This window comes from Bacillus sp. N12A5 (assembly GCF_026790125.1).
GTDB lineage: Bacteria > Bacillota > Bacilli > Bacillales > Bacillaceae > Bacillus.
On the sequence record NZ_JALAMR010000007.1, the window covers coordinates 217,673 to 238,509 of the forward strand.

Consider the following 20,837-nt stretch of genomic DNA (forward strand, 5'->3'; position numbering starts at 1 on the left):
TATATTTTAACGCATTATCGATGGAAAGAGTACAGTTTTTTTCATGACGTCGAAGATTCCTCTCGGCGTAATGCGTATATACGGAAGATGCGTACTTTGCAAAAAGAGCAGCGTATAGATCGGATCGCAAAACTCATAGCCTCTTTCAGTCAAAAGATCTCTCAGTTTTTGTTCCTTCTCTAGCACATCTTCATACGCTTCCGAAGAGGCGCACCCGCACAGTGCTAGCGGAATTTCATGCAGTATGTTCCCGTTTTCCGCAAGAACAATTCCTCCTCCAATTTCTTTCATACGAGCGAAAGCGAGCAGCATATCCGCTTTATTTTTTCCAATCGCGACAATATCGCCCGTCGTCGTAAAGGAGCTTACAAATCCCTGCACGCTTGAGGCAAACCCTTTTATCATTGTATTAACACGCCAATTCCCGTGTTTGTCAAGCATCGTCAAGTAACTTTCATCATGGTCAAACGAAAGCTGTTCCAGCGAATTGTCGATCTCAATCATATACGGCTCCATAATCACCGCATTTCGCATTTTTACGCCCATCGGCATGGAAAACTGCAAATCATCCATCGTCATATCATATGAAAGCTCAAGCGGGACAAGACCGCCTTTGTTCCAGTCCGTCTTTGTAAACGCCTTCATATCACAGCCTTCTTCACGAAGGATGATCCCTTTTGACAGAACGGTCACGGGATTTGGATTTAACGGATCTTCAAGTATGTTCAGCGACGCCAGTCTTCCCGGACCGACAACTCCTAAATAATCATCCATTTGATAATACTTTGCGATATTAAATGATGCCATATTGTAGGCGTCGATTGCCGGTACGCCTTCTTCTAACGCGATGCGGATCAGCTCGTTTGTCATGCCTCCTTTATAGAAATTCGGCGTCGCGCCGTCTGTTGTATAAAAGAAGTGGTCATAATAGCGGAAGCCTTTCTCATGCAGCTCCTGCAATATGTTTCTGACATCAGGACGAATGGAAGAGTTCCGAAGGGAAACATAGTATCCAAGTTCCAGCCTTCTCATCACTTCCTCACCTGTCATCGCTTCATGATCACAGTCCGCTCCGAAGAGCTTCATTTTTGTAAGCGTTTTATCTGATGCACCGGGAAAATGCCCTTCAATGCGTTTTCGCTGTTTCTTTGTAGCTTGCATGCAGTGAAGCATTAAATCATCACCATCTACCAGACGAGGCCATCCTGTCATTTCTCCGCCTTGGATGACATCCGGATGTTCAATCCACTGTTTTCTGACGTCAAACGGAAGGACGTGATCCTCGTTCAGAACCTCAGTCTGGAGGTCATAGCGTGACCACCAAAAATATTGAACAGGCTGCTTTTTGAGTTCGTTCAAAATCGTAAGCGCTTTCTTTTTTCCGCTTTGTAAAAGCAAAAATAAGTTATCGTTCACAAATGTCGTTGTTCCGTATTGAGACACATATTCAGCCAGTGTTTGGGGATTATATATTTGAAAAGGATGTGCGTGCGGTTCAATATACCCTGGCACAATGTATTTTCCTTCACAATCAATCGTATAAATTTCTTCGGCTCTATTCGGAAGTTCATGACCCACATAAACAATGCGGTCCTGATAAATCCAAATGTTTTTTTTCAGCCATTGTTTTACATATGGATTTAAGACGAGAGCATTCCGTAAAAGGAGCGTTGGAAGCAGCTTTGAGTCTACAACATCAACCTGTGCCCTGATGTCTTTGTTTTTCCAGTTAAAGGTGCGTTCGGACATTCACATACTCTCCTTTACATGTATTAGACTCATGTTATCACATCCTTCCTCATCACGCACGATAAAAACGTTACAAATTTTTGAAGGTTCAATTATAAAACTTTTTTAATAAAAGGAGCAAATTTTCATGAAGCCAAACATCAGTCTCATCAATGCCGTCTTCAGAATCGCCTGCGGACTGACGATTATGTCAGCAGCCAGCGCAAAGTTTACGAAAAAGCCCTGGTGCAGAATGAACCTCTTTTACATCTTTATGGGAGCCTTGAAAGCAGGTTCGGGGATCTTGCGCTTCTGTCCTGTAACCTACATGTTTCAAAACGGCGCTTTCGAAAATAGCGAACAGGACCACCAAGACAGGTAAACAAAAAAGCTTGATCACGAAACGTGATCAAGCTTTTTCTCATGACATCCCTTTGTCTTCATATAGAGATACCCTGCGGCTGCGAGTGCTGTCGGATAAAGAAGTGCCCAGCCGCTGAACGAGTAAATCACTGCGCACGCCGCAAACGCTCCGAGCGCCATCCACCACCCTGAATCTCTCCAGCTCAGCATCTTCAAAGCTGCTGCCATTGTACATAGGTAAGATGCGATGAATGCCGCACTCGGCCCTTTTAACAGTGTCGTCAAATCGATTTGAAACAGGCCATGCACCGCAAGCACTAAGCCAAACACTGCAGCCAGCGCTGATAATACACGGATTGGCGTATGTTTTGTCTCACTGAGTTTCCCGAAATATACAGGAATGTGCCCCTCCCTCGCTAATGCGTACACCATTCTGGAAAAACCCGCAATATTGGCATGAACAGTGGCGAATGTGATAAACAGTGCTAAACAAACCGTTACATATACTCCGCTCTCCCCGGCTCCTTTTGAGATGAGTATCGCAAGCGATGCGATTTCTCCATTCTCTCCGTAGGAATGAGTCCCTATCGTCACAAATGACAGCATGATATACAGCCCTGCCACACAAGCCGCCCCCAAAAACAAGCTGATTGGGACGTCTTTTTCAGGCCGATGAAACTCCTCAGCCAATGGGGTAATCATTTCCCAGCCTACAAAGGAGAAAAAAATCATAACAGAAACAGATCCCGCGGCAGACCAGCCATGCGGGAGAAACAGCTTGAATTCCGTTATCTTAACGTGAGGCAATGACACGGCAATAGAAGTAACAAGCAGAAATACGATGATACAAATAACGAGTGTACTGATGTTTGCGGAAAGTTGAATGCCTCTCATATGCAGCAAAATAGAAACAACCAGCATACACCCTGCAATCCATGTAATCTGCCAATCCGAAGCCTCTGTGACGTAACTAACGTAATGCGCGCCAGTCAAAGCAATAATAGGGACGCCAATCGGAACGGAGCCTAACATAATCCAGCCCAAAACCGCTCCGGCTTTTTTCTGAAAAGCCAGCTGCACGTAAGCCGTGATTCCTCCCGCGCTGGGCGCTATTTTCACAAGCCGGGCCAGTGTGCCGACAAGAAGAAAAGATAAAAAAGACATGAATACCCAGACGAATAAAGAACCCGGACCAGCTGCGTCAGCGGTGACAGACGGCAGGATTAATATCCCGCAGCCTAAAACGGCCCCAACCGTTAATGCCGTCCCTTGTATCCAAGTGATAGAACGCTGTAATTCTGGCAATATGATGCCCCCTCTCTGATTGATGGCTTTATTATAGAAAAAATAAGTGTGCATCCATACGCTACAATGAAGCTAAATCAACAGCATCACCTTATGATCAAAGGAATTTTCATTCATTTACCTAAACATGCAAAGGAGGCAGACAAATGGACGATACAGACCTTCAGAATCTATCGCATTTGCAGAGAAATGGCAGATTAACGATGGTTGAGCTGGGAAAGCTTGTTGGACTCAGCTCGCCAAGCGCGGCGGAACGTGTCAGGAAGCTGGAAGACAAAGGAGTGATTACCGGCTACAGCGCGAATATCTGTTACGAAAAACTAAATAAGCACGTCACGGCTTTTATCCTGATGGAGCCGAAAAGCTGTAAACACTATGCCGCCTTTGCCACAGCGCACCCGGATGTGGCAGAAAACCACCGCATCACAGGGATGTACAGCTATGTGACAAAAGTAGTGACAGAATCAGTCCATACGCTTGAGGATTTTATTGACGCTTCGATGGCCCATGGAAAACCGACCACGCTCGTTGTGCTTTCTTCTTCTGCCCAGCATCCCGCTTTTGTATAACAAAAAAACCCGCAGCCAATCTGCGGGTTTTCTTCACTTATTTTTGGGCAGCCTTTAAAGCGCGTGCCCCAATGTCTGTTCTGAAAAAGAGTCCCGGCTTGATGATCTCATCAACGGCCTTGTACACTCGGTCTCTCGCTGCTTCAAACGTTTCATCAAAAGCCGTCACGTTGGCGACGCGGCCGCCATTTGTAACAAACTCTCCGCCTTCTGCTTTCGTTCCGGCATGGAAGACCACAACTTGGTCAGTTTCCGCTGCAAGGCTGCCGATCAGCGTGCCTTTTGCATAGCTTTCCGGATATCCTTCTGAAGCAAGCACCACACTTACTGCAGCGGTATCCTTCCATTTTAAGCCGACTTCTTTATCATCTAAAAGATCAAGAAGCACCTGTACCAGATCAGATTCCATGCGCGGAAGCACGACCTGTGTTTCCGGATCGCCGAAGCGGGCATTAAATTCGATGACCTTCGAGCCGTTTTCAGTAAGCATCAATCCAGCGTACAAAACACCAGTGAAGGAACGGCCTTCTTGTACCATTGCTTTTGCGGCGGGCTTGACGATGGTTTCTACAGCATGGCGGACCGTTTCTTCCGAAATTTGCGGAACTGGCGAGTAAGCGCCCATTCCGCCTGTATTCGGGCCTTTGTCTCCGTCAAACGCCCGTTTATGATCCTGGGCAATCACCATTGGATACACTTTTTCTCCTTTGACGAAGGCCATCAAAGAAAATTCTTCACCAGAAAGGTATTCTTCAATGACAACGGACGCACTCGCATCACCGAACTTTTCATCCTCAAGAAAGTCATGCAGACATGCGATCGCTTCTTCCTCAGTCATGGCAACCGTTACGCCTTTTCCAGCTGCAAGCCCATCTGCCTTTATCACAATTGGAGAGCCTTTTTCCTGCACATATGCCTTTGCCTTTTCAAAAGATGTAAACGTATCGTATTCTGCAGTCGGAATGTCGTATTTCTTCATTAAATCCTTAGCGAACTGTTTGCTTCCTTCGATGATCGCCGCGGCTTTTGACGGGCCGAACACGCGCAGACCCGCTTTTTCAAATTCATCCACCAGACCTTCAATTAAAGGAACCTCGGGGCCGACAATGGTCAGGCCGACCTGATTTTCTTTTGCAAACGAGACAAGCCCGGCGTGGTCGCTTTCCTCAATGTTTACAAGCTGTGCGGAAGCTGACATGCCGTCATTTCCCGGAGCCGCAAATACCGTTTCAACGAGGCTGCTTTGCGCCACCTTCCATGCCAGCGTATGCTCTCTTCCGCCTTTACCGATAATTAATACATTCACGTCGTTTTCATCCCCTTAATGTTTGAAGTGTCTGATGCCGGTGAACACCATGGCAATGCCGTACTCATCCGCTTTTTTGATGGAATCCTCATCACGTACAGATCCCCCCGGCTGAATGATAGCCGTAACGCCCGCTTTTGCCGCTTCTTCAACAGTGTCCGGCATTGGGAAAAATGCATCAGATCCAAGTGCGCTGCCTTTCGCTTTTTCTCCTGCTTGTTCAATGGCAATTTTCGCTGATCCGACGCGGTTCATTTGACCCGCTCCCACACCGACTGTCATGTTGTCTTTCGCAAGAACGATCGCATTTGATTTCACATGCTTCACGACTTTCCAAGCAAGCTTCAAGTCTTCCCACTCTTGCTCGTTCGGTTCTCTTTCTGTCGGAATGCTGATCTCCGCATCATCAAACCCGTGCATATCTAAATCTTGCATCAGCAGCCCGCCTTGAACGGATGTCAGCTGTTTTTCTTTTTGAACGGCAGCTGTCACATCAAGCGTCAGCAGACGAAGGTTTTTCTTCGCAGTCAGGATCTCAAGCGCTTCTTGGCTGAATGAAGGCGCAATGATGATTTCTAAGAAAATGTTGTGAAGCACTTCGGCAGTTGCCTTGTCCACTTCACGATTCAGCGCGATAATGCCGCCGAAAATAGATGTTTTATCCGCTTCAAATGCTCTGTCGAAGGCTTCTGAAATTGATTTTCCTGTTCCGACGCCGCATGGATTCATATGCTTCACGGCAACCGCAGCCGGCTCAGTGAATTCACGGACGATTTGAACTGCCGCATCTGCATCCTTAATGTTGTTGTACGAAAGCTCTTTGCCGTGGAGCTGTTCTGCTTGCGCAATGGATCCTTTAACAGGAATTGCAGTTTGATAGAATGTTGCTTCCTGATGTGGGTTTTCTCCGTAGCGAAGCGATTGTTTTTTCTCAAATGTAACAGTGAATTGTTCTGGTTCTTTTTCACCGGCAACGTTTGTCAAATAGTCAGCAATCAAAGCATCATATGCCGCAGTATGACGGAATACTTTTGCCGCCAGCTCGCGTTTTTTCTGAAGTGATACGCCGCCTTCTTCTTTGATTTGATTCAGCACCGGGCTGTAATCCGATGGATCAACGATAACCGTCACATCCTGATGGTTTTTTGAGGCCGCACGCAGCATGCCCGGGCCGCCGATGTCGATATTTTCAATCGCTTCTTCATATGTGACATCTTCTTTTGAAATCGTTTCTTTAAATGGATAAAGGTTAACAACAACAAGGTCAATCGGCTGAATCCCGTGTTCATTGATCTGCGCCATATGCTCTTCATTGCCGCGAACCGCTAGAAGACCGCCGTGAATATTCGGATGAAGTGTTTTTAGCCGTCCGTCCATAATCTCAGGAAAGCCTGTCACTTCAGAAATTCCGATGACATTCACACCGTTTTCTTGAAGAAGCTTTTTCGTTCCGCCTGTTGAAATCACTTCAACGCCAAGCTCTGTTAGTTCTTTTACGAAAGGAACGAGATTTGTTTTATCTGAAACACTGATTAATGCACGTTTAATGGTCATGCCTTTTCACCTCTGTTATTTAATCCTAATAGCTGTTTAATTACACTTGGATACCATTTATGCTCAAGCTCGTGAATCCGCTGTTCGATTGTTTCCAATGTATCATGTTCGTTAATTTCGATTGCCTTTTGAGCAATGATCGGGCCTGTATCCATTCCTTCATCAACATAATGCACAGTGATTCCTGCAACCTTCACACCCGCGCGGTACGCCTGTCCGACTGCGTCGATCCCCGGAAACGCGGGAAGAAGTGATGGGTGAATATTGATGATTTTTCCTCCGTATGCCTGAAGCAGCGTATCACCGATCAGCCTCATATAACCGGCAAGAACAATCAATTCAACATCATGAAGATGAAGCTGTTCGATAATCGCCCGTTCAAATGCGGCCTTGTTTTCATAAGACTTCGGCTCAAATGCAAAGGATGGAATGTGGAATGATTCCGCCCGTTCGATGACTTTCGCCTGCGGTTTGTCGCAAACGAGGAGCGATACGGACGCATCCCAGTTCTCCTCTTTCAAGCGCGTGACAATGGCTTCGAAGTTCGAACCGTTTCCTGATGCAAATACCGCAAATTTTTTCATGAAAGTGCCGCACCGCCGAATGTGACGCCTTCGCCTTGTTTCACACGCCCGATCAAATAGGCTTTTTCGCCATGGCTTTCAAGCGTGCCAATCACATCTGTCAGGTGCTCTTCTTTGACAGCCAACACAAAGCCGATGCCCATATTAAAGACGTTGAACATGTCTTCTTCCTTCAGCATGCCGTATTCTTGCAGGAAAGAGAAAATCGGCGGGATCGGCCATGAGCCGTTATCGATTTCCGCACTTAAGCCTTCTGGAAGCATACGCGGGATATTTTCGATGAATCCTCCGCCTGTTACATGCGCCATGCCGTCGACTTTTCCGCTTTTCACCGCAGCTAGCACGGGCTTCACGTAAATTCTTGTCGGCTCAAGCAGCTCCTCGCCAAGCGGGCGGTCAAACGGCTCGTATGTTGTTTCAAGATCCAGCTCCGCATCGTCCAGAAGTACCTTTCTCACAAGGGAAAACCCGTTGCTGTGAAGGCCGCTGGAGCTCAGGCCGATCAAAAGATGGCCCTCCTCAATGTTTTCTCCAGTCACGATTTTGTCTTTTTCCGCCACCCCGACTGAGAAACCGGCAATATCGTATTCATCAGCTGTATATAGTCCCGGCATTTCAGCCGTCTCGCCGCCGACTAAGGCTGAACCTGACTGCTCACAGCCGTCTGCCACACCTTGTACGATCTGCTCAATTTTCACAGGGTCCGCTTTGCCGACCGCTAAATAATCGAGGAAAAACAGCGGCTCTGCACCTTGTGCCAGCACGTCATTAACACACATCGCAACAGCGTCAACGCCAATTGTGTCATGCTTATCCATAGTAAAAGCGAGCTTTAATTTTGTGCCGACACCGTCCGTCCCCGAAATTAAAACAGGTTTTTGATAAGAAAGCTCAGACAGGTCAAACATGCCGCCAAAACCGCCAAGGCTGCCCATAACGCCAAGCCGTTTTGTGCGCTCCACATGTTTTTTCATTCGTTTTACAGCTTCATATCCGGCTTCGATGTCAACTCCTGCGTTTTTATATGCTTCAGACATCCTATTCACTCCTTTAAGGCGCTTTTCAAAATATCTCCCCAAACGAGGGCAGAAAGAGAAAGGCAGCCGAACTGCGCTGCCTTTATGTCATTTTCAAGTTTTATTTGGTTAACACTGCTTCTTTCACATGAGGAAGCACTGTATCCTGGTAAATTTCAGTCGGATATTTTCCTGTAAAGCATGCGAGACACTGTCCGCAATTCGAGTCATCGTATTTTCTGCCGATGCCTTTCAACAGCCCTTCCACACTTAAAAATGAGAGAGTGTCGGCTCCGATTTCCTGACGGATTTCTTCAACAGAATGCGAAGACGCGATCAGTTCTTCATGTGTGGACGTATCAATGCCGTAAAAGCACGGATGGGCGATCGGCGGTGAACTGATTTTCACATGCACCTCGGTCGCACCCGCTTCTCTGAGCATAGTGACAATCCGGCGGCTTGTTGTTCCGCGCACGATAGAGTCATCTACCATGACGACGCGTTTGCCTTCCACAACCCCGCGCACAGCAGACAGCTTCATTCTGACGCCTTGCTCACGCAGTGCCTGAGACGGCTGAATAAACGTTCTGCCTACATAGCGGTTTTTGATTAAGCCAAGCTCATACGGGATGCCTGTGGCTTCTGCATAGCCGATTGCCGCAGAAATACTGGAATCCGGAACTCCTGTTACAACGTCAGCTTCCACTGCAGATTCCTGAGCAAGCATTTTCCCAAGGTTTTTACGGGCACTGTGCACGTTAATGCCATCAATGTTGCTGTCAGGCCTTGAGAAATAAATGTACTCCATGCTGCAGATGGAACGGTTAATATTCATGGAAAAACGCTCTGATTTCATGCCTTCATCATTGATAATCAGCATTTCGCCCGGTTCTACCTCACGAAGGTACGTTGCACCGACAACATCAAATGCGCATGTTTCTGATGCGACCACATAAGCGTCGCCCATCATGCCGATTGACAGCGGTCTAAGCCCGTTCGGGTCAAGTGCGACAATCATTTCGGTTTCGGTCATGATCAGAAACGCGTAGGCGCCTTTCAGCATGGAAAGCGAGTTTTTAATTTGATCCTTCAGCGTGAAGTGGCCGCTTCTTTTGATTAAGTGAGCCAAAACCTCTGTATCTGAAGAGGTCTGGAAGATGCTTCCTTGGTTTTCAAGCTGCTGCTTCAGCTGAGTGGCATTGACAAGATTTCCATTATGAGCAAGCGCCAGGCTGCCGTTGTTTTGGGAACGGAAGAGGAGCGGCTGAACATTTTCGTATCCGCCGCCTCCAGCCGTTGCGTACCGAACGTGCCCGATTGCGCCTTTCCCCTTTACTTTGCTGAGCTCGCCATTTTGAAACACTTCAGTAATCAGCCCTTGGCCTTTGTGCGCTGTCAGCTTTTCACCGTCAGTTGCTACAATACCCGCGCCCTCCTGTCCTCTGTGCTGAAGGCTGTGGAGGCCGTAATACGTGATTTGCGGGGCTTCTTCATGTCCCCAAATCCCAAAAACGCCGCATTCTTCATTTAAGCCTTTGATTTCAGCAAGCATGGGATAGCTCCTTTCCATGCGCGCTCAAGTTCTTTCGTTTGCGCATGAATCAATTGTTGTCCGTCTTGGTTTTGAATCGCCAACATTCCGTCAGCCGTTACCTCACCGATATGAACCGCATCTTTCACAGCTGCTTCAAACGCTGCTTGATGCTCTTTTTTCACAGATACGACGAAGCGGGATTGAGATTCAGAGAATAATAACGCTGCTTCCCCTTCTACAGTCACGCTAGCACCAAGGTTTTCCGTCGTCATGACACTTTCCGCAATCGCTACGCCTAGGCCGCCTTCAGACACATCATGCGCAGATTGAACAAAGCCTTTTTTAATCGCGTCAAGCAATGCTTTTTGGCGTGACAGCTCTACATCAAGATCGATTTGCGGCGCTTTGCCGTAGATGCGGCCTTCTGTCATTTTTTGCAGCTCGCTACCAGCAAACTCTGGTTTTGTTTCGCCGATCACGTATACGAGATCTCCCGCTTGTTTGAAATACTGTGTTGTAATGTGTGCCGTATCTTCAATTAAGCCGACCATGCCGATAACAGGTGTCGGGTAGATCGCCGTGCCGTTTGATTCGTTATATAGCGATACGTTGCCGCCGATCACCGGAGTGCTGAGAACATTGCACGCCTCGCTGATGCCGTCAGCCGCTTTTTCGATCTGCCAGAAGATTTCTGGTTTCTCCGGGTTTCCGAAGTTCAGGTTATCCGTGACGGCAAGCGGTTCTGCACCTGAGCAAATGATGTTGCGCGCCGCTTCAGCGACAGCGATTTTCCCGCCGACTTCAGGATCGAGATAGAGATAACGGGCGTTACAGTCTGTTGTCATCGCCAGCGCTTTTTTCGTTCCGCGGATTCTGAGAACACCTGCGTCAGACCCAGGAGCGACAACTGTATTCGTCCGCACCATGTAGTCATACTGATCGTAAACCCATTCTTTGCTTGCGATCGTTGGCTGCTGGAGAAGGGCCTTCAGCGTTTCATTCGCATCATCAATTTGCGGAGCCGGAACGTCCGTTTCTAAAAACTCACGGTAGTAAGCGGGCTCTTGAGATGGCTTGTGGTAAACCGGAGCTTCTTCTGCCAAAGCATCAACAGGCAGCTCACATACAATCTCACCTTTGTGTGTGAGGCGAAGCATTTTATCATCTGTCACACGTCCGACAGAAACCGCTTCAAGATCGTACTTGTCAAAAATATCGATGATTTCCTGCTCACGTCCGCGCTCAATAACCAAAAGCATCCGTTCTTGTGATTCAGAAAGCATCATTTCATACGCGCTCATGCCTGTTTCGCGCTGAGGAATCAGGTCAAGGTTCATTTCAATACCAGAACCGGCTTTACTTGCCATTTCTGCACTTGAGCTTGTTAAACCGGCAGCTCCCATATCCTGAATGCCGACTAAGGCGTCGCATTGGATGACTTCCAGACATGCTTCAAGCAAAAGCTTCTCCATAAACGGATCGCCGACTTGGACAGCAGAACGCTTTTCTTCAGACGAGTCTGACATTTCTTCAGAAGCAAACGTAGCGCCGTGGATTCCGTCACGCCCTGTTTTCGCTCCTACGTACATCACTGTGTTGCCGACACCCTTCGCCTGGCCTTTTTTGATGTCTTCATGGTTGATTAAACCGACGCACATGGCGTTGACGAGCGGATTTCCTTCATAGCTGCTGTCAAACTGCACTTCTCCGCCGACTGTCGGGATGCCGATACAGTTGCCGTATCCGGCGATACCCGCTACTACTTCTTCAAACAAGTACTTCACGCGGGGTGAAGTCAGTTCACCAAATCGAAGAGAGTTCAATACAGCGATTGGGCGTGCACCCATTGAGAATACATCACGGATAATGCCGCCTACGCCAGTAGCAGCGCCTTGGTAAGGCTCTAGAGCTGATGGGTGGTTATGTGATTCAATTTTGAACACAACCGCTTGGTTATCACCGATATCAACGATTCCGGCGCCTTCCCCCGGCCCCTGCAGCACACGCTCGCCGCTTGTCGGGAATTTACGCAGAATCGGCTTTGAGTTTTTATAACTGCAATGCTCAGACCACATGACAGAAAAAATTCCGATTTCTGTGTAGTTCGGCAATCTTCCAAGAATGGATTCTATCAATGCAAACTCATCATCACTGACACCCATTTGCTGATACAGTTTCTCTTCTTTTATTTGTTCTTTACTTGGTTCAAGCAGTAGTGACATGAGTTTCCCTCCAATTTTTCACGATAGACTTGAACAATTTAAGACCGTCGGCGCTTCCAAGCAGTTCATCGACCGCGCGCTCAGGGTGAGGCATCATGCCTAATACATTGCCTTTCTCATTCACGACACCGGCAATGTCGCTGACACTTCCATTAATATTAGAGCCGTATGTGAAAGCAATTTGATTGTTTTCCTTTAATGAAGCAAGCGTCTCTTCATCACAGTAGAAATTCCCTTCACCATGGGCAACCGGGATGGTAATCGATTGGCCCTTTTCGTAGGAAGATGTGAATAAGGTTTCATCGTTCTGCACAATTAATTCAACCGGACGGCAAATAAATTTCAAATCTTTGTTGCGTCTCATTGCGCCTGGCAGTAGGCCAAGCTCCTGTAAAATCTGGAATCCGTTGCAGACGCCGAGAACAGGTTTTCCTTCGGCCGCCGCCTGTTTGACAGCTGGCATAATATTCGCAAATCGGGCGATAGCGCCGCATCTTAAGTAATCGCCGTAAGAAAATCCTCCCGGAATTAACACGCCGTCGAAGCCGTCAAGGCTTGTTTCCTCATGCCAGACATATTCGACTTCATGGCCGAGCTCATCCTTTACAGCATGATACATATCGATATCACAGTTGGAGCCGGGTAACACAATCACCGCAAATTTCACTGTGCGACTACCTCCTCAACTTCATATCTGTAATCTTCAATCACTGTGTTTGCAAGAAGTTTTTCGCACATTTCTTTTACTAGAGCGTCCAGATCACGGTCAGATTTTTCAATGGTTAGCTCCATGTATTTTCCGATGCGCACATCTTGAACTTCGTTATAAGTCATACTGTGCAAGGCATGCTGGACAGCGCTCCCTTGTGGATCTAGTACACTTTCTTTTAAACTGACATAAACTTTTACTTTATACATGATGAATGCCTCCCAGTCTTTTGAAAATCTCTTCATATGCGTCGGTTAAGCTTCCCAGATTGCGCCTGAATAAATCTTTATCCAGCTTTTCGTTCGTGTCTTTATCCCACAAGCGGCACGTGTCAGGAGAAATTTCATCCGCCAAAAGCACTTGCCCTTCTGCATCTAAACCGAATTCAAGCTTGAAATCTATTAATTTGACATGACAATCGTCAAAAATGCTTTGAAGCTCTTCATTTACTGTTTTTGTAATAGACTTAATGGCTTCTACCTGCTCAGGAGTCGCCGCTTTCAACAGCCAAATATGATCTTCTGTGATGAGCGGATCACCCAGCTCGTCATCTTTGTAGTAAAACTCGATTATGGGCTGTTCAAGCTCTGTGCCTTCTGGAATGCCGAGACGCTTGGACATGCTTCCTGCCACCACATTTCTGACGACGACTTCAAGCGGCACAATCGTTACCTTTTTAATGAGCTGCTCCGTTTCTGAAATGCGCTCAATAAAGTGATTGTTAATGCCCTTAGCATGAAGGTGTTTAAAAATTAAGCTTGAAATTTCGTTATTTAAGCGCCCTTTTCCGCTGATTTCTGCTTTTTTCTCGCCGTTAAAGGCAGTGGCGGAGTCTTTATACACGACATACAGCGTGCTTTCGTTATCGGTTTTGTAGATCTTTTTTGCTTTTCCTTCATATAAAAGTTCATTCTTCACAATATTCACGGAAGGCCTCCTAACCCGAATGTTGGGAATTTTCAAACGATGGCGGCATAGAAGAAGCCGCCTAACAGCTTCTTCTATGCCAAACCTAAACGTTCAAAGATCAGATCAACATTTTTCAGATGGTAGTTGTAGTCAAAACAGTCGGCAATTTTTTCAGGAGAAAGACGGGAAGTGATTTTCTCTTCCGCTTCCACAAGCTCACGGAACGGCACTTGTTTTTCCCACGCTTCCATTGCTTTTGGCTGCACTGTATCGTAGGCTTCTTCACGCGTCAGGCCTGTGTCAATCAAAGCAAGCAGCACGCGCTGAGAGTAGATAAGGCCGAGCGTGCGGTCCATGTTGCGCTTCATGTTTTCAGGGAAGACCGTTAAGTTCTTCACGATGTTAGAGAAGCGGTTCAGCATGTAGTTCAACGCGATTGTCGCATCGGGAAGAATAATCCGTTCAGCTGATGAGTGGGAAATATCGCGCTCATGCCATAATGGAACATTTTCGTAAGCTGTCATCATGTATCCGCGGATGACGCGCGCCATGCCTGTCATATTTTCAGAGCCGATCGGGTTGCGTTTGTGCGGCATTGCAGATGAACCCTTTTGGCCTTTCGCGAAAAATTCTTCTACTTCGCGTGTTTCACTCTTTTGCAGTCCGCGGATTTCCACTGCGAATTTCTCGATGCTTGTCGCGATTAAAGCAAGTGTCGCCATATAGTCAGCATGGCGGTCACGCTGAAGGGTTTGAGTTGAAATCGGTGCTGCTTTCAATCCGAGCTTCTCACAGACATATTGCTCAACAAACGGGTCAATGTTCGCATATGTGCCGACAGCGCCGGAAATCTTCCCAACCTCAATGCCTTCCTTCGCTTGTTTGAAACGCTCAAGATTGCGTTTCATTTCTTCATGCCAAAGTGCAAGTTTTAAGCCGAATGTTGTAGGCTCAGCGTGCACGCCGTGTGTGCGCCCCATCATGACTGTGTATTTATGTTCTTTCGCTTTTTCTTTTATAATGTCAACAAATCTCTCAAGGTCCTTGAGCAGAATATCGTTTGCCTGTTTTAATAAGTAAGAAAGAGCAGTATCTACAACGTCAGTTGATGTTAAGCCGTAGTGCACCCATTTTCTTTCTTCGCCCAATGATTCGGAAACGGCGCGTGTAAAAGCGACAACGTCATGGCGCGTGTCCTTTTCGATTTCAAAAATGCGGTTGATGTCAAATGACGCGTTCTCGCGCATGGCCTTTACGTCTTCTTTTGGAATGACGCCAAGCTCCGCCCACGCTTCACAGGCAAGAATCTCCACCTCTAGCCATGCTTGAAATCTGTTTTCATCCGTCCAAATCGCGGACATTTCGGGTCTTGAATAACGTTCGATCATTCTGCTTGTCCTCCGTCTCTATTCATCCATTTATTTGTGATCTCCTGAATCCACTGGTCTTCAGGCTGCTTCATAAATGTAATATGCCCCATTTTGCGGCCTTTTTTGATCTCATGTTTTCCATATAGATAGAGCTTTGCCTCTTTTAAAAGCTCCTGTTCTTCCTCAACAAGCTTCACTTCATCACCGAGAAGATTCACCATCATGCCCGGCTTCAGCAAATCTGTCTTCCCGAGCGGAAGGCCGCATACCGCTCTGATATGCTGTTCAAACTGGCTCGTCTCGCAAAGGTCCAGCGTATAATGGCCTGAATTGTGCGGTCTTGGCGCCAGTTCATTGACCAAAAGCGCTCCGTCCTCTGTCAGGAACATCTCAACAGCAAGCGGTCCGACAAGGTTAAGCTCGGCTGCAAGCTTAACGGCCAGCTCAGCAGCCTTCTGCTGAATTCCTTCCTCCACCCGTGCAGGCACGATGCTTTGGAAAAGAATATTGTTGTGGTGAATGTTTTCAGCTGCCGGAAATGTTGAAATTTCACCGTTTACCGATCTGACAACGATGACCGACAGTTCCATTTTAAAAGAAACCCAGCTTTCAAGAATGCAAGTGCCGTGCTCTAAAAGAGCGGCAGCCTGCTCAATTTGCAGCTCTTCCTTGATCACAAATTGGCCTTTGCCGTCGTATCCGCCGCGGCATGTTTTCAGTACTGCGGGAAGCCCCAGCTCCTGTACCGCCTGTTTCAGTTCATCCTTTGTTTTGACGATGCTGTACGGCGCGACTTCACAGCCCGCGGCTTGAATTGCTTTTTTCTCTGTTTCACGGTTTTGGGTAATGAGCAGCAGCTCACTTCCTTGCGGGAGATACGCATGATCTTTTAGCCAATGCAGCGCATCATAGTCGATGTTTTCAAACTCATACGTGATGATATCGCTGATTTCTGCCAATTTTCGAATCGCTTTACGGTCATTATAATGAGCGGTAATTTCGACATCCGCAACCTGCCCGCAAGGCGAATCTTTCACCGGATCAACGACAGCGACTTTATACCCCATTTGTTTGGCGGACACAGCCATCATTTTTCCAAGCTGCCCGCCGCCGATAATGCCGATTACAGCTCCCGGATTGATGATTTGTTTAGACAAGCTGATCACTGCTTTCTAACACCGTCTGTTTTATATTTTCTCTTCTCTCTTCCAGCTGATGGGCAAGATTTTCGTCAAAAGCTGACAAAATTTGCGCCGCTAACAGGCCTGCGTTCACAGCGCCCGCTTTGCCGATGGCTGTTGTCGCAACAGGCACGCCCCCAGGCATTTGGACGATGGAAAGAAGCGAATCCATTCCGTTCAGCGCCTTTGACTGAACCGGAACTCCGATGACCGGCAGTGTGGTTTTCGCCGCCGTCATCCCTGGCAGATGTGCCGCCCCTCCGGCACCGGCAATAATCACCTTGATGCCTCTATCTCTGGCAGTTTCAGCGTATTCAAACATCAAATCAGGCGTCCGATGAGCGGAAACGACCTTTTTTTCGTACGGAACATTAAGTTCGTCAAGTATGTCGCATGCGTTTTTCATTGTCTCCCAGTCGGAAGTGCTTCCCATGATGATTCCTACTAGCGGCTGCATTCTGTTCCCCACCTTCTACTGCTTTTGTTTTCAGAAAATAAAAAATACCCGCTCTGCATTGCACTTATGAGGAAGCAATACAAACCGGGCATGGTACATGTATCGTCAGTCGTTCGCTTCTGCGATATATCCATGTCAGTTTTATCGATCACTTTCCTGCATAGTCCGGCAATTTACGGTTGCCGGGTAGAAACTTATGGGCCATATTCCCAAGATTATATGAGGTCGTGTTTTGATTTCATGTTTATCTTAACAACGGACATGGATAATGTCAACGATATTATCGAACGATACAAAAATTCATTCTACTAATGTTCGTGTTTTAGATCAATTTCCCTTCAAATACGATTTTTTTCCCGCACGGAACGATCTGAATTGACCCATTTTCCTTCTTTTCCATAAAAACAGGCTCTTCCATCCGCCGTACAGGCAGATATCCTTCTTCTTTCATTTGCTGAAGGACCGCATCAATCGTTTGCTGCTCTGTCACTTCAAACTTTTTCTTCTTCGGCTTTGCCATTATTCTTTAATTCTCCTCTTCTTCACCGCTTTGACCCAGAAGCCGCCGTGGATTGTTTTTGGTTCATACGCAATAATAAATGCTTTTGAATCTAATGTTTTAATCGTATCATACAACTGGAGTTCATATCTTCTCGGCGTCAGAATCTGAAGAGCTGTGCGGTCGCCTTCAAGACCGCCGGCCACCCAATTCGTCACGCCGTAGCCTTTTTCCCGAAGCTGCTTCGGAAGATCAAGATCGAGCTCTTTCGTAATCACATTGACCATAATATAGCCAAGCGCCAATTTTTCTTCTATTTTCATGCCGACAATGACGCCAAGACCGTAACCGAGCGCATACGCAATCACATTTTGAATCTGGTCTAAATTATCGAGGACCAGACTCAATCCTGTCACATAAACCAGTATTTCAATCGTACTGATGCCCGCTGCTAAATACCGTTGGCCTTTCAGTGTTAAAATCATTCTTATTGTAAAAAATGATACATAGACAATATTAATAATGAGAATTATGAGTACCATAGCTATCCCATTTGATAAGATGGTTTGCATCATTTTATTTCATCCCCCTACTCTTCAGCTTGCTCAAAGCATTCATATTCTACTAGAGAAATGAGCCGTTTACAATCAGCTTCGCACGTAAGCTTAAGCAAAATATTTCGACATGCTTTAACAGGTTGAACAGTAGTAGTTTACCCTCTTTCTCGCCTTTTCAAAATCAAAACAAAAAAGCCCGCTTATCAGCAGACTTACCTCTTCTCATCTATTGTCAGATCTCTTTTTTCATTTTCTGAAGGGACTTGTATTCTTTTTCAAGCTCACTCAGCGTATAATCAGCCAGTTGTTCCCCTCTTCCCTGATAAAACTCCGAAAGCAGTAATTTGGTTTTTAAAAATTGTTTCTTTTGATTAATCGCGCGGCGAAGTACATCAGCCATGTCCATCATCCTCCTTAAACATAAAGGTTTGTGCGCTGGACGTTTACAGCATTTTCCCCATCATACATGGATTAATCCTACAAATCAACTATGTTTTTTAGATATATTTGTAAAAAGTGTGACATTAAAAAAACCGGCTAAGAGCAGCCGGTTTTTTCATTAAAGCGGAATCAGCGACGCCGTGAAATATTCAGAAATAAACGGCCACGTCACCGCCGTAAACAGCAGCGCTACCGCTACCACAGCAAATACACAATAGATATAGTCAATCGGTGCATCCTGTGCCGCCTGGTACTCACGCTGCACATACAGCGCCATCATAAAAAAGATTGAAAACAAAATCAGCACTGTAAACAGAACTGTCAGCATCGGGATATTCACGATCGCAAAGATCAGCCAAAGGATTGAAACAGCAATCACCGGTACAAGCAAGGAACCCAAACCGGCTGCCGCTTCTCTGAACGTCACCTTCTGCTTCATCATATAGCGGGAGACAGCCCATATAGCAAAGACCATTACCGCAAAAAAGATCAGCAAATACACAAGAACAACTAAAAACCCGTCATAGAAAGCATGATGTCGTTCTCCGAAACCGAGCGGCCGATTCCAGCTCGCCTTTAACTGAAACCAGTTCCCGATTGAAAAGATGATACTAAAGATAAGCATTGAAATCAGGCCATACTTATAATGTGAAAAACCATCCGTTACGACGGTTTTCGCCGGTGATTTTAAAATCGAGAACGCAAAGCCGCAATATCTGTTAATCGCTGCCCATACCGACGCAAGCTTGTCTTTAGCAATTGATTCACCGCGTTCTTTGTGCGGTTTCTGCTTTTGTTTTTGCTTCTGCTTGCTTTGCCGGCTCGCAGTCCTGGACATTCTCGATAACGGCTCTTCATCTGCATCTATTCTTTCACTCTGGTTAACTTCTTCCTCAAACGTTTCTTTTCTTTCTTCCGTCATGTCAGCAACTCCTATCAAAAAAATACGGCGGAATACCATTCAGCAAGAAAATAAAACACTTATATAAGGTACCGAAGCCTTCCTGAACAGTCAAGTCATTTCCATTTAAGTAAAGCATGGCGGCACATCTACATGACGGTATATCGTATGAAATGGTTTTACCTTTTGCAACAAAAAAACCAGCTGCGCCCGCAGCTGGTTTTCATTCTTTATTTTAAGAAGATAAAGTACAGGATAAATATGACAAACAGCCCGTACATGATTGGATGAACCTCTTTGGCTTTTCCTTTGCACACCATCGTAATCGGGTAGAAAATAAACCCGATGGCAATCCCAGTCGCAATGCTGTACGTTAACGGCATCATGATCATGGTAAGGAAAGCAGGAACGGCCACTTCGAACTTATCCCAAGCGATTTTGCCAAGCGGCGCCACCATCAGTGCGCCAACAATGATCAGCGCCGGAGCTGTTACGTTTGAAGTAACAACGGATAGAAGCGGTGAGAAAAATGTAGCCAATAAAAAGAGAATCCCAGTTACAATAGCCGCAAATCCTGAACGGGCACCTGCAGCAACACCTGAGCTTGATTCCACATAAGAAGTTGTAGTAGACGTACCAAGCACGGCACCGATTACAATGGAAGATGAATCAGCTAAAAGCGCACGGCCCGCACGCGGCAATTTGTTTTCCTTCATTAAACCAGCTTGAGTCGCCACAGCAACAAGTGTACCCGCTGTATCAAAAAATCCGACAAACAAGAACGTTAAAATGACGATCAGCATTTGGACGGAGAAAATATCCGGCAGGTGTATCCACGCTTGTCCGAAAGTCGGCGCAAGGCTCGGCACACTGCCGATAATTTGAGACGGAACCGGAACCAATCCGAAAATCATGCCGGCCACCGCTGTTAACAGCATCCCGATAAACACGCCTGCGTTCACGCGAAGCACCATTAAAATAACTGTTACAATCACACCGAAAATCGTTAACAGCACAGGGCCGCTGTGAATGTTTCCGATTGTGACAAGTGTAGAAGAGTTCGCTGTAATAATTCCTGAACCTTGTAAGCCAACGAATGTAATAAACAGTCCGATTCCCGCGCCGACTGCCAATTTCAGCTCAGGCGGAATGGCGTTGATGATTTTTTCACGAAAACCTGTTAAAGAAAGAGCAACGAAAATAAGACCTGAAATAAAAACACCAGACAAAGCTGCCTGCCATGAAATGCCCATACCGAGGACGACAGAAAACGCAAAAAACGCGTTCAGTCCCATACCGGGCGCGATGGCAATCGGATATCTCGCTATCAATCCCATTAAGATACAGCCTGCTGCAGACGCCAGCGCTGTCGCTGTAAAGACCGCACCCTGGTCAATTCTCAGCGCCTCCGGAAAATCTTTCACGCTCTCCAAAGCAAGCGTAATCGGATTGACGAACAGAATATATGCCATAGACAAAAAAGTCGTTAATCCGCCAATGATTTCATTGCGATAGCTGGTGCCCAGCTCATCAAACTGAAAAAACTTTTTCAAGCTATTTGACTCCCTTCACTCTTTGCTATTTATTCTGTCCTGAAAACGCCAAATAAAAAACGCCCCAATTATATTGGGA

General features: G+C 46.5%; 21 protein-coding genes and 1 riboswitch. Of the genes, 2 read left to right on the forward strand and 19 right to left on the reverse strand.

All coding sequences use genetic code 11. The features are described 5' to 3' along the window. Positions 1 to 6: 6 nt before the first annotated feature. Positions 7 to 1,749: an adenine deaminase gene (locus MOC09_RS09070; RefSeq protein ID WP_268361803.1), complete on the reverse strand. Its 1,743-nt coding sequence runs from the start codon at positions 1,747 to 1,749 to the stop codon at positions 7 to 9. Between the two features lie 127 nt (positions 1,750 to 1,876). Between MOC09_RS09070 and MOC09_RS09075 the strand changes: the two genes are divergently transcribed. After that, complete coding sequence (locus MOC09_RS09075; RefSeq protein WP_268370286.1) at positions 1,877 to 2,110, forward strand: YgaP family membrane protein; 234 nt, start codon at positions 1,877 to 1,879, stop codon at positions 2,108 to 2,110. A gap of 14 nt (positions 2,111 to 2,124) precedes the next feature. Here MOC09_RS09075 and MOC09_RS09080 read toward each other — a convergent pair whose 3' ends face one another. Then, positions 2,125 to 3,399, reverse strand: coding sequence for an amino acid permease (locus tag MOC09_RS09080; RefSeq protein ID WP_268361826.1), 1,275 nt, complete (start codon positions 3,397 to 3,399; stop codon positions 2,125 to 2,127). Between the two features lie 143 nt (positions 3,400 to 3,542). Between MOC09_RS09080 and MOC09_RS09085 the strand changes: the two genes are divergently transcribed. Further along, positions 3,543 to 3,965, forward strand: coding sequence for an Lrp/AsnC family transcriptional regulator (locus MOC09_RS09085; protein WP_268370288.1), 423 nt, complete (start codon positions 3,543 to 3,545; stop codon positions 3,963 to 3,965). A gap of 37 nt (positions 3,966 to 4,002) precedes the next feature. Here MOC09_RS09085 and purD read toward each other — a convergent pair whose 3' ends face one another. The 17 genes from purD to pbuG all read right to left on the reverse strand — a co-directional run bounded on the left by purD (position 4,003) and on the right by pbuG (position 20,758). Continuing rightward, positions 4,003 to 5,271, reverse strand: coding sequence for a phosphoribosylamine--glycine ligase (gene purD, locus MOC09_RS09090; RefSeq protein ID WP_268370290.1), 1,269 nt, complete (start codon positions 5,269 to 5,271; stop codon positions 4,003 to 4,005). Positions 5,272 to 5,286: 15 nt separating this feature from the next. Beyond that, positions 5,287 to 6,825, reverse strand: a complete 1,539-nt coding sequence (gene purH, locus MOC09_RS09095; protein WP_268370292.1) for a bifunctional phosphoribosylaminoimidazolecarboxamide formyltransferase/IMP cyclohydrolase — start codon at positions 6,823 to 6,825, stop codon at positions 5,287 to 5,289. Beyond that, entirely contained in the window at positions 6,822 to 7,409 is a 588-nt protein-coding gene (purN, locus tag MOC09_RS09100) for a phosphoribosylglycinamide formyltransferase (RefSeq protein ID WP_268370294.1), read from the reverse strand. The genes purH and purN overlap by 4 nt, the downstream gene beginning before the upstream one ends. Further along, the gene (gene purM / locus MOC09_RS09105; protein WP_268370296.1) at positions 7,406 to 8,446 is read right to left on the reverse strand and encodes a phosphoribosylformylglycinamidine cyclo-ligase; all 1,041 of its coding nucleotides are present in this window, start codon (positions 8,444 to 8,446) and stop codon (positions 7,406 to 7,408) included. The genes purN and purM overlap by 4 nt, the downstream gene beginning before the upstream one ends. A gap of 100 nt (positions 8,447 to 8,546) precedes the next feature. Next, entirely contained in the window at positions 8,547 to 9,977 is a 1,431-nt protein-coding gene (purF, locus tag MOC09_RS09110) for an amidophosphoribosyltransferase (protein ID WP_003233947.1), read from the reverse strand. Then, on the reverse strand, positions 9,953 to 12,181 hold the full coding sequence (gene purL, locus MOC09_RS09115) for a phosphoribosylformylglycinamidine synthase subunit PurL (RefSeq protein ID WP_268370297.1): 2,229 nt from the start codon (positions 12,179 to 12,181) through the stop codon (positions 9,953 to 9,955). Before purL ends, purF begins: the two co-directional genes overlap by 25 nt. After that, positions 12,165 to 12,848, reverse strand: a complete 684-nt coding sequence (purQ, locus tag MOC09_RS09120; protein ID WP_268370299.1) for a phosphoribosylformylglycinamidine synthase subunit PurQ — start codon at positions 12,846 to 12,848, stop codon at positions 12,165 to 12,167. The genes purL and purQ overlap by 17 nt, the downstream gene beginning before the upstream one ends. Further along, positions 12,845 to 13,099: a phosphoribosylformylglycinamidine synthase subunit PurS gene (purS, locus tag MOC09_RS09125; RefSeq protein WP_003155758.1), complete on the reverse strand. Its 255-nt coding sequence runs from the start codon at positions 13,097 to 13,099 to the stop codon at positions 12,845 to 12,847. Before purS ends, purQ begins: the two co-directional genes overlap by 4 nt. Continuing rightward, entirely contained in the window at positions 13,092 to 13,817 is a 726-nt protein-coding gene (gene purC / locus MOC09_RS09130) for a phosphoribosylaminoimidazolesuccinocarboxamide synthase (protein WP_268370300.1), read from the reverse strand. Before purC ends, purS begins: the two co-directional genes overlap by 8 nt. Before the next feature lie 74 nt (positions 13,818 to 13,891). Beyond that, positions 13,892 to 15,187 carry an adenylosuccinate lyase gene (gene purB, locus MOC09_RS09135; RefSeq protein WP_268370302.1) on the reverse strand — a complete coding sequence of 432 codons (1,296 nt, stop codon included), beginning with the start codon at positions 15,185 to 15,187 and terminating at the stop codon, positions 13,892 to 13,894. Continuing rightward, entirely contained in the window at positions 15,184 to 16,326 is a 1,143-nt protein-coding gene (gene purK, locus MOC09_RS09140) for a 5-(carboxyamino)imidazole ribonucleotide synthase (protein ID WP_268358755.1), read from the reverse strand. The genes purB and purK overlap by 4 nt, the downstream gene beginning before the upstream one ends. After that, positions 16,319 to 16,807 carry a 5-(carboxyamino)imidazole ribonucleotide mutase gene (gene purE, locus MOC09_RS09145; protein ID WP_268358753.1) on the reverse strand — a complete coding sequence of 163 codons (489 nt, stop codon included), beginning with the start codon at positions 16,805 to 16,807 and terminating at the stop codon, positions 16,319 to 16,321. Before purE ends, purK begins: the two co-directional genes overlap by 8 nt. A gap of 141 nt (positions 16,808 to 16,948) precedes the next feature. Next, positions 16,949 to 17,050: riboswitch (purine riboswitch) on the reverse strand. Positions 17,051 to 17,129: 79 nt separating this feature from the next. Further along, entirely contained in the window at positions 17,130 to 17,327 is a 198-nt protein-coding gene (locus MOC09_RS09150) for an NETI motif-containing protein (RefSeq protein ID WP_148963482.1), read from the reverse strand. Beyond that, positions 17,327 to 17,881, reverse strand: a complete 555-nt coding sequence (locus tag MOC09_RS09155) for a DUF2179 domain-containing protein (RefSeq protein ID WP_009966729.1) — start codon at positions 17,879 to 17,881, stop codon at positions 17,327 to 17,329. The genes MOC09_RS09150 and MOC09_RS09155 overlap by 1 nt, the downstream gene beginning before the upstream one ends. A 214-nt stretch (positions 17,882 to 18,095) precedes the next feature. After that, positions 18,096 to 18,263, reverse strand: coding sequence for a Fur-regulated basic protein FbpA (locus tag MOC09_RS09160; protein WP_003244066.1), 168 nt, complete (start codon positions 18,261 to 18,263; stop codon positions 18,096 to 18,098). 159 nt (positions 18,264 to 18,422) lie between these two features. Continuing rightward, the gene (locus tag MOC09_RS09165; protein WP_268358751.1) at positions 18,423 to 19,226 is read right to left on the reverse strand and encodes a hypothetical protein; all 804 of its coding nucleotides are present in this window, start codon (positions 19,224 to 19,226) and stop codon (positions 18,423 to 18,425) included. A gap of 209 nt (positions 19,227 to 19,435) precedes the next feature. Next, entirely contained in the window at positions 19,436 to 20,758 is a 1,323-nt protein-coding gene (gene pbuG, locus MOC09_RS09170; protein ID WP_268358749.1) for a hypoxanthine/guanine permease PbuG, read from the reverse strand. Positions 20,759 to 20,837 lie beyond the last annotated feature (79 nt).

Excerpts from the sequence above, each read along its gene's own strand:
- MOC09_RS09070 (WP_268361803.1), bottom strand. The coding sequence starts at position 1,749 with ATGTCCGAACGCACCTTTAACTGGAAAAACAAAGACATCAGGGCACAG.
- MOC09_RS09075 (WP_268370286.1), top strand. The coding sequence starts at position 1,877 with ATGAAGCCAAACATCAGTCTCATCAATGCCGTCTTCAGAATCGCCTGC.
- MOC09_RS09085 (WP_268370288.1), top strand. The coding sequence starts at position 3,543 with ATGGACGATACAGACCTTCAGAATCTATCGCATTTGCAGAGAAATGGC.
- purH (WP_268370292.1), bottom strand. The coding sequence starts at position 6,825 with ATGACCATTAAACGTGCATTAATCAGTGTTTCAGATAAAACAAATCTC.
- purN (WP_268370294.1), bottom strand. The coding sequence starts at position 7,409 with ATGAAAAAATTTGCGGTATTTGCATCAGGAAACGGTTCGAACTTCGAA.
- purM (WP_268370296.1), bottom strand. The coding sequence starts at position 8,446 with ATGTCTGAAGCATATAAAAACGCAGGAGTTGACATCGAAGCCGGATAT.
- purF (WP_003233947.1), bottom strand. The coding sequence starts at position 9,977 with ATGCTTGCTGAAATCAAAGGCTTAAATGAAGAATGCGGCGTTTTTGGG.
- purL (WP_268370297.1), bottom strand. The coding sequence starts at position 12,181 with ATGTCACTACTGCTTGAACCAAGTAAAGAACAAATAAAAGAAGAGAAA.
- purS (WP_003155758.1), bottom strand. The coding sequence starts at position 13,099 with ATGTATAAAGTAAAAGTTTATGTCAGTTTAAAAGAAAGTGTACTAGAT.
- purB (WP_268370302.1), bottom strand. The coding sequence starts at position 15,187 with ATGATCGAACGTTATTCAAGACCCGAAATGTCCGCGATTTGGACGGAT.
- purE (WP_268358753.1), bottom strand. The coding sequence starts at position 16,807 with ATGCAGCCGCTAGTAGGAATCATCATGGGAAGCACTTCCGACTGGGAG.
- MOC09_RS09150 (WP_148963482.1), bottom strand. The coding sequence starts at position 17,327 with ATGGCAAAGCCGAAGAAGAAAAAGTTTGAAGTGACAGAGCAGCAAACG.
- MOC09_RS09155 (WP_009966729.1), bottom strand. The coding sequence starts at position 17,881 with ATGATGCAAACCATCTTATCAAATGGGATAGCTATGGTACTCATAATT.
- MOC09_RS09160 (WP_003244066.1), bottom strand. The coding sequence starts at position 18,263 with ATGGCTGATGTACTTCGCCGCGCGATTAATCAAAAGAAACAATTTTTA.
- MOC09_RS09165 (WP_268358751.1), bottom strand. The coding sequence starts at position 19,226 with ATGACGGAAGAAAGAAAAGAAACGTTTGAGGAAGAAGTTAACCAGAGT.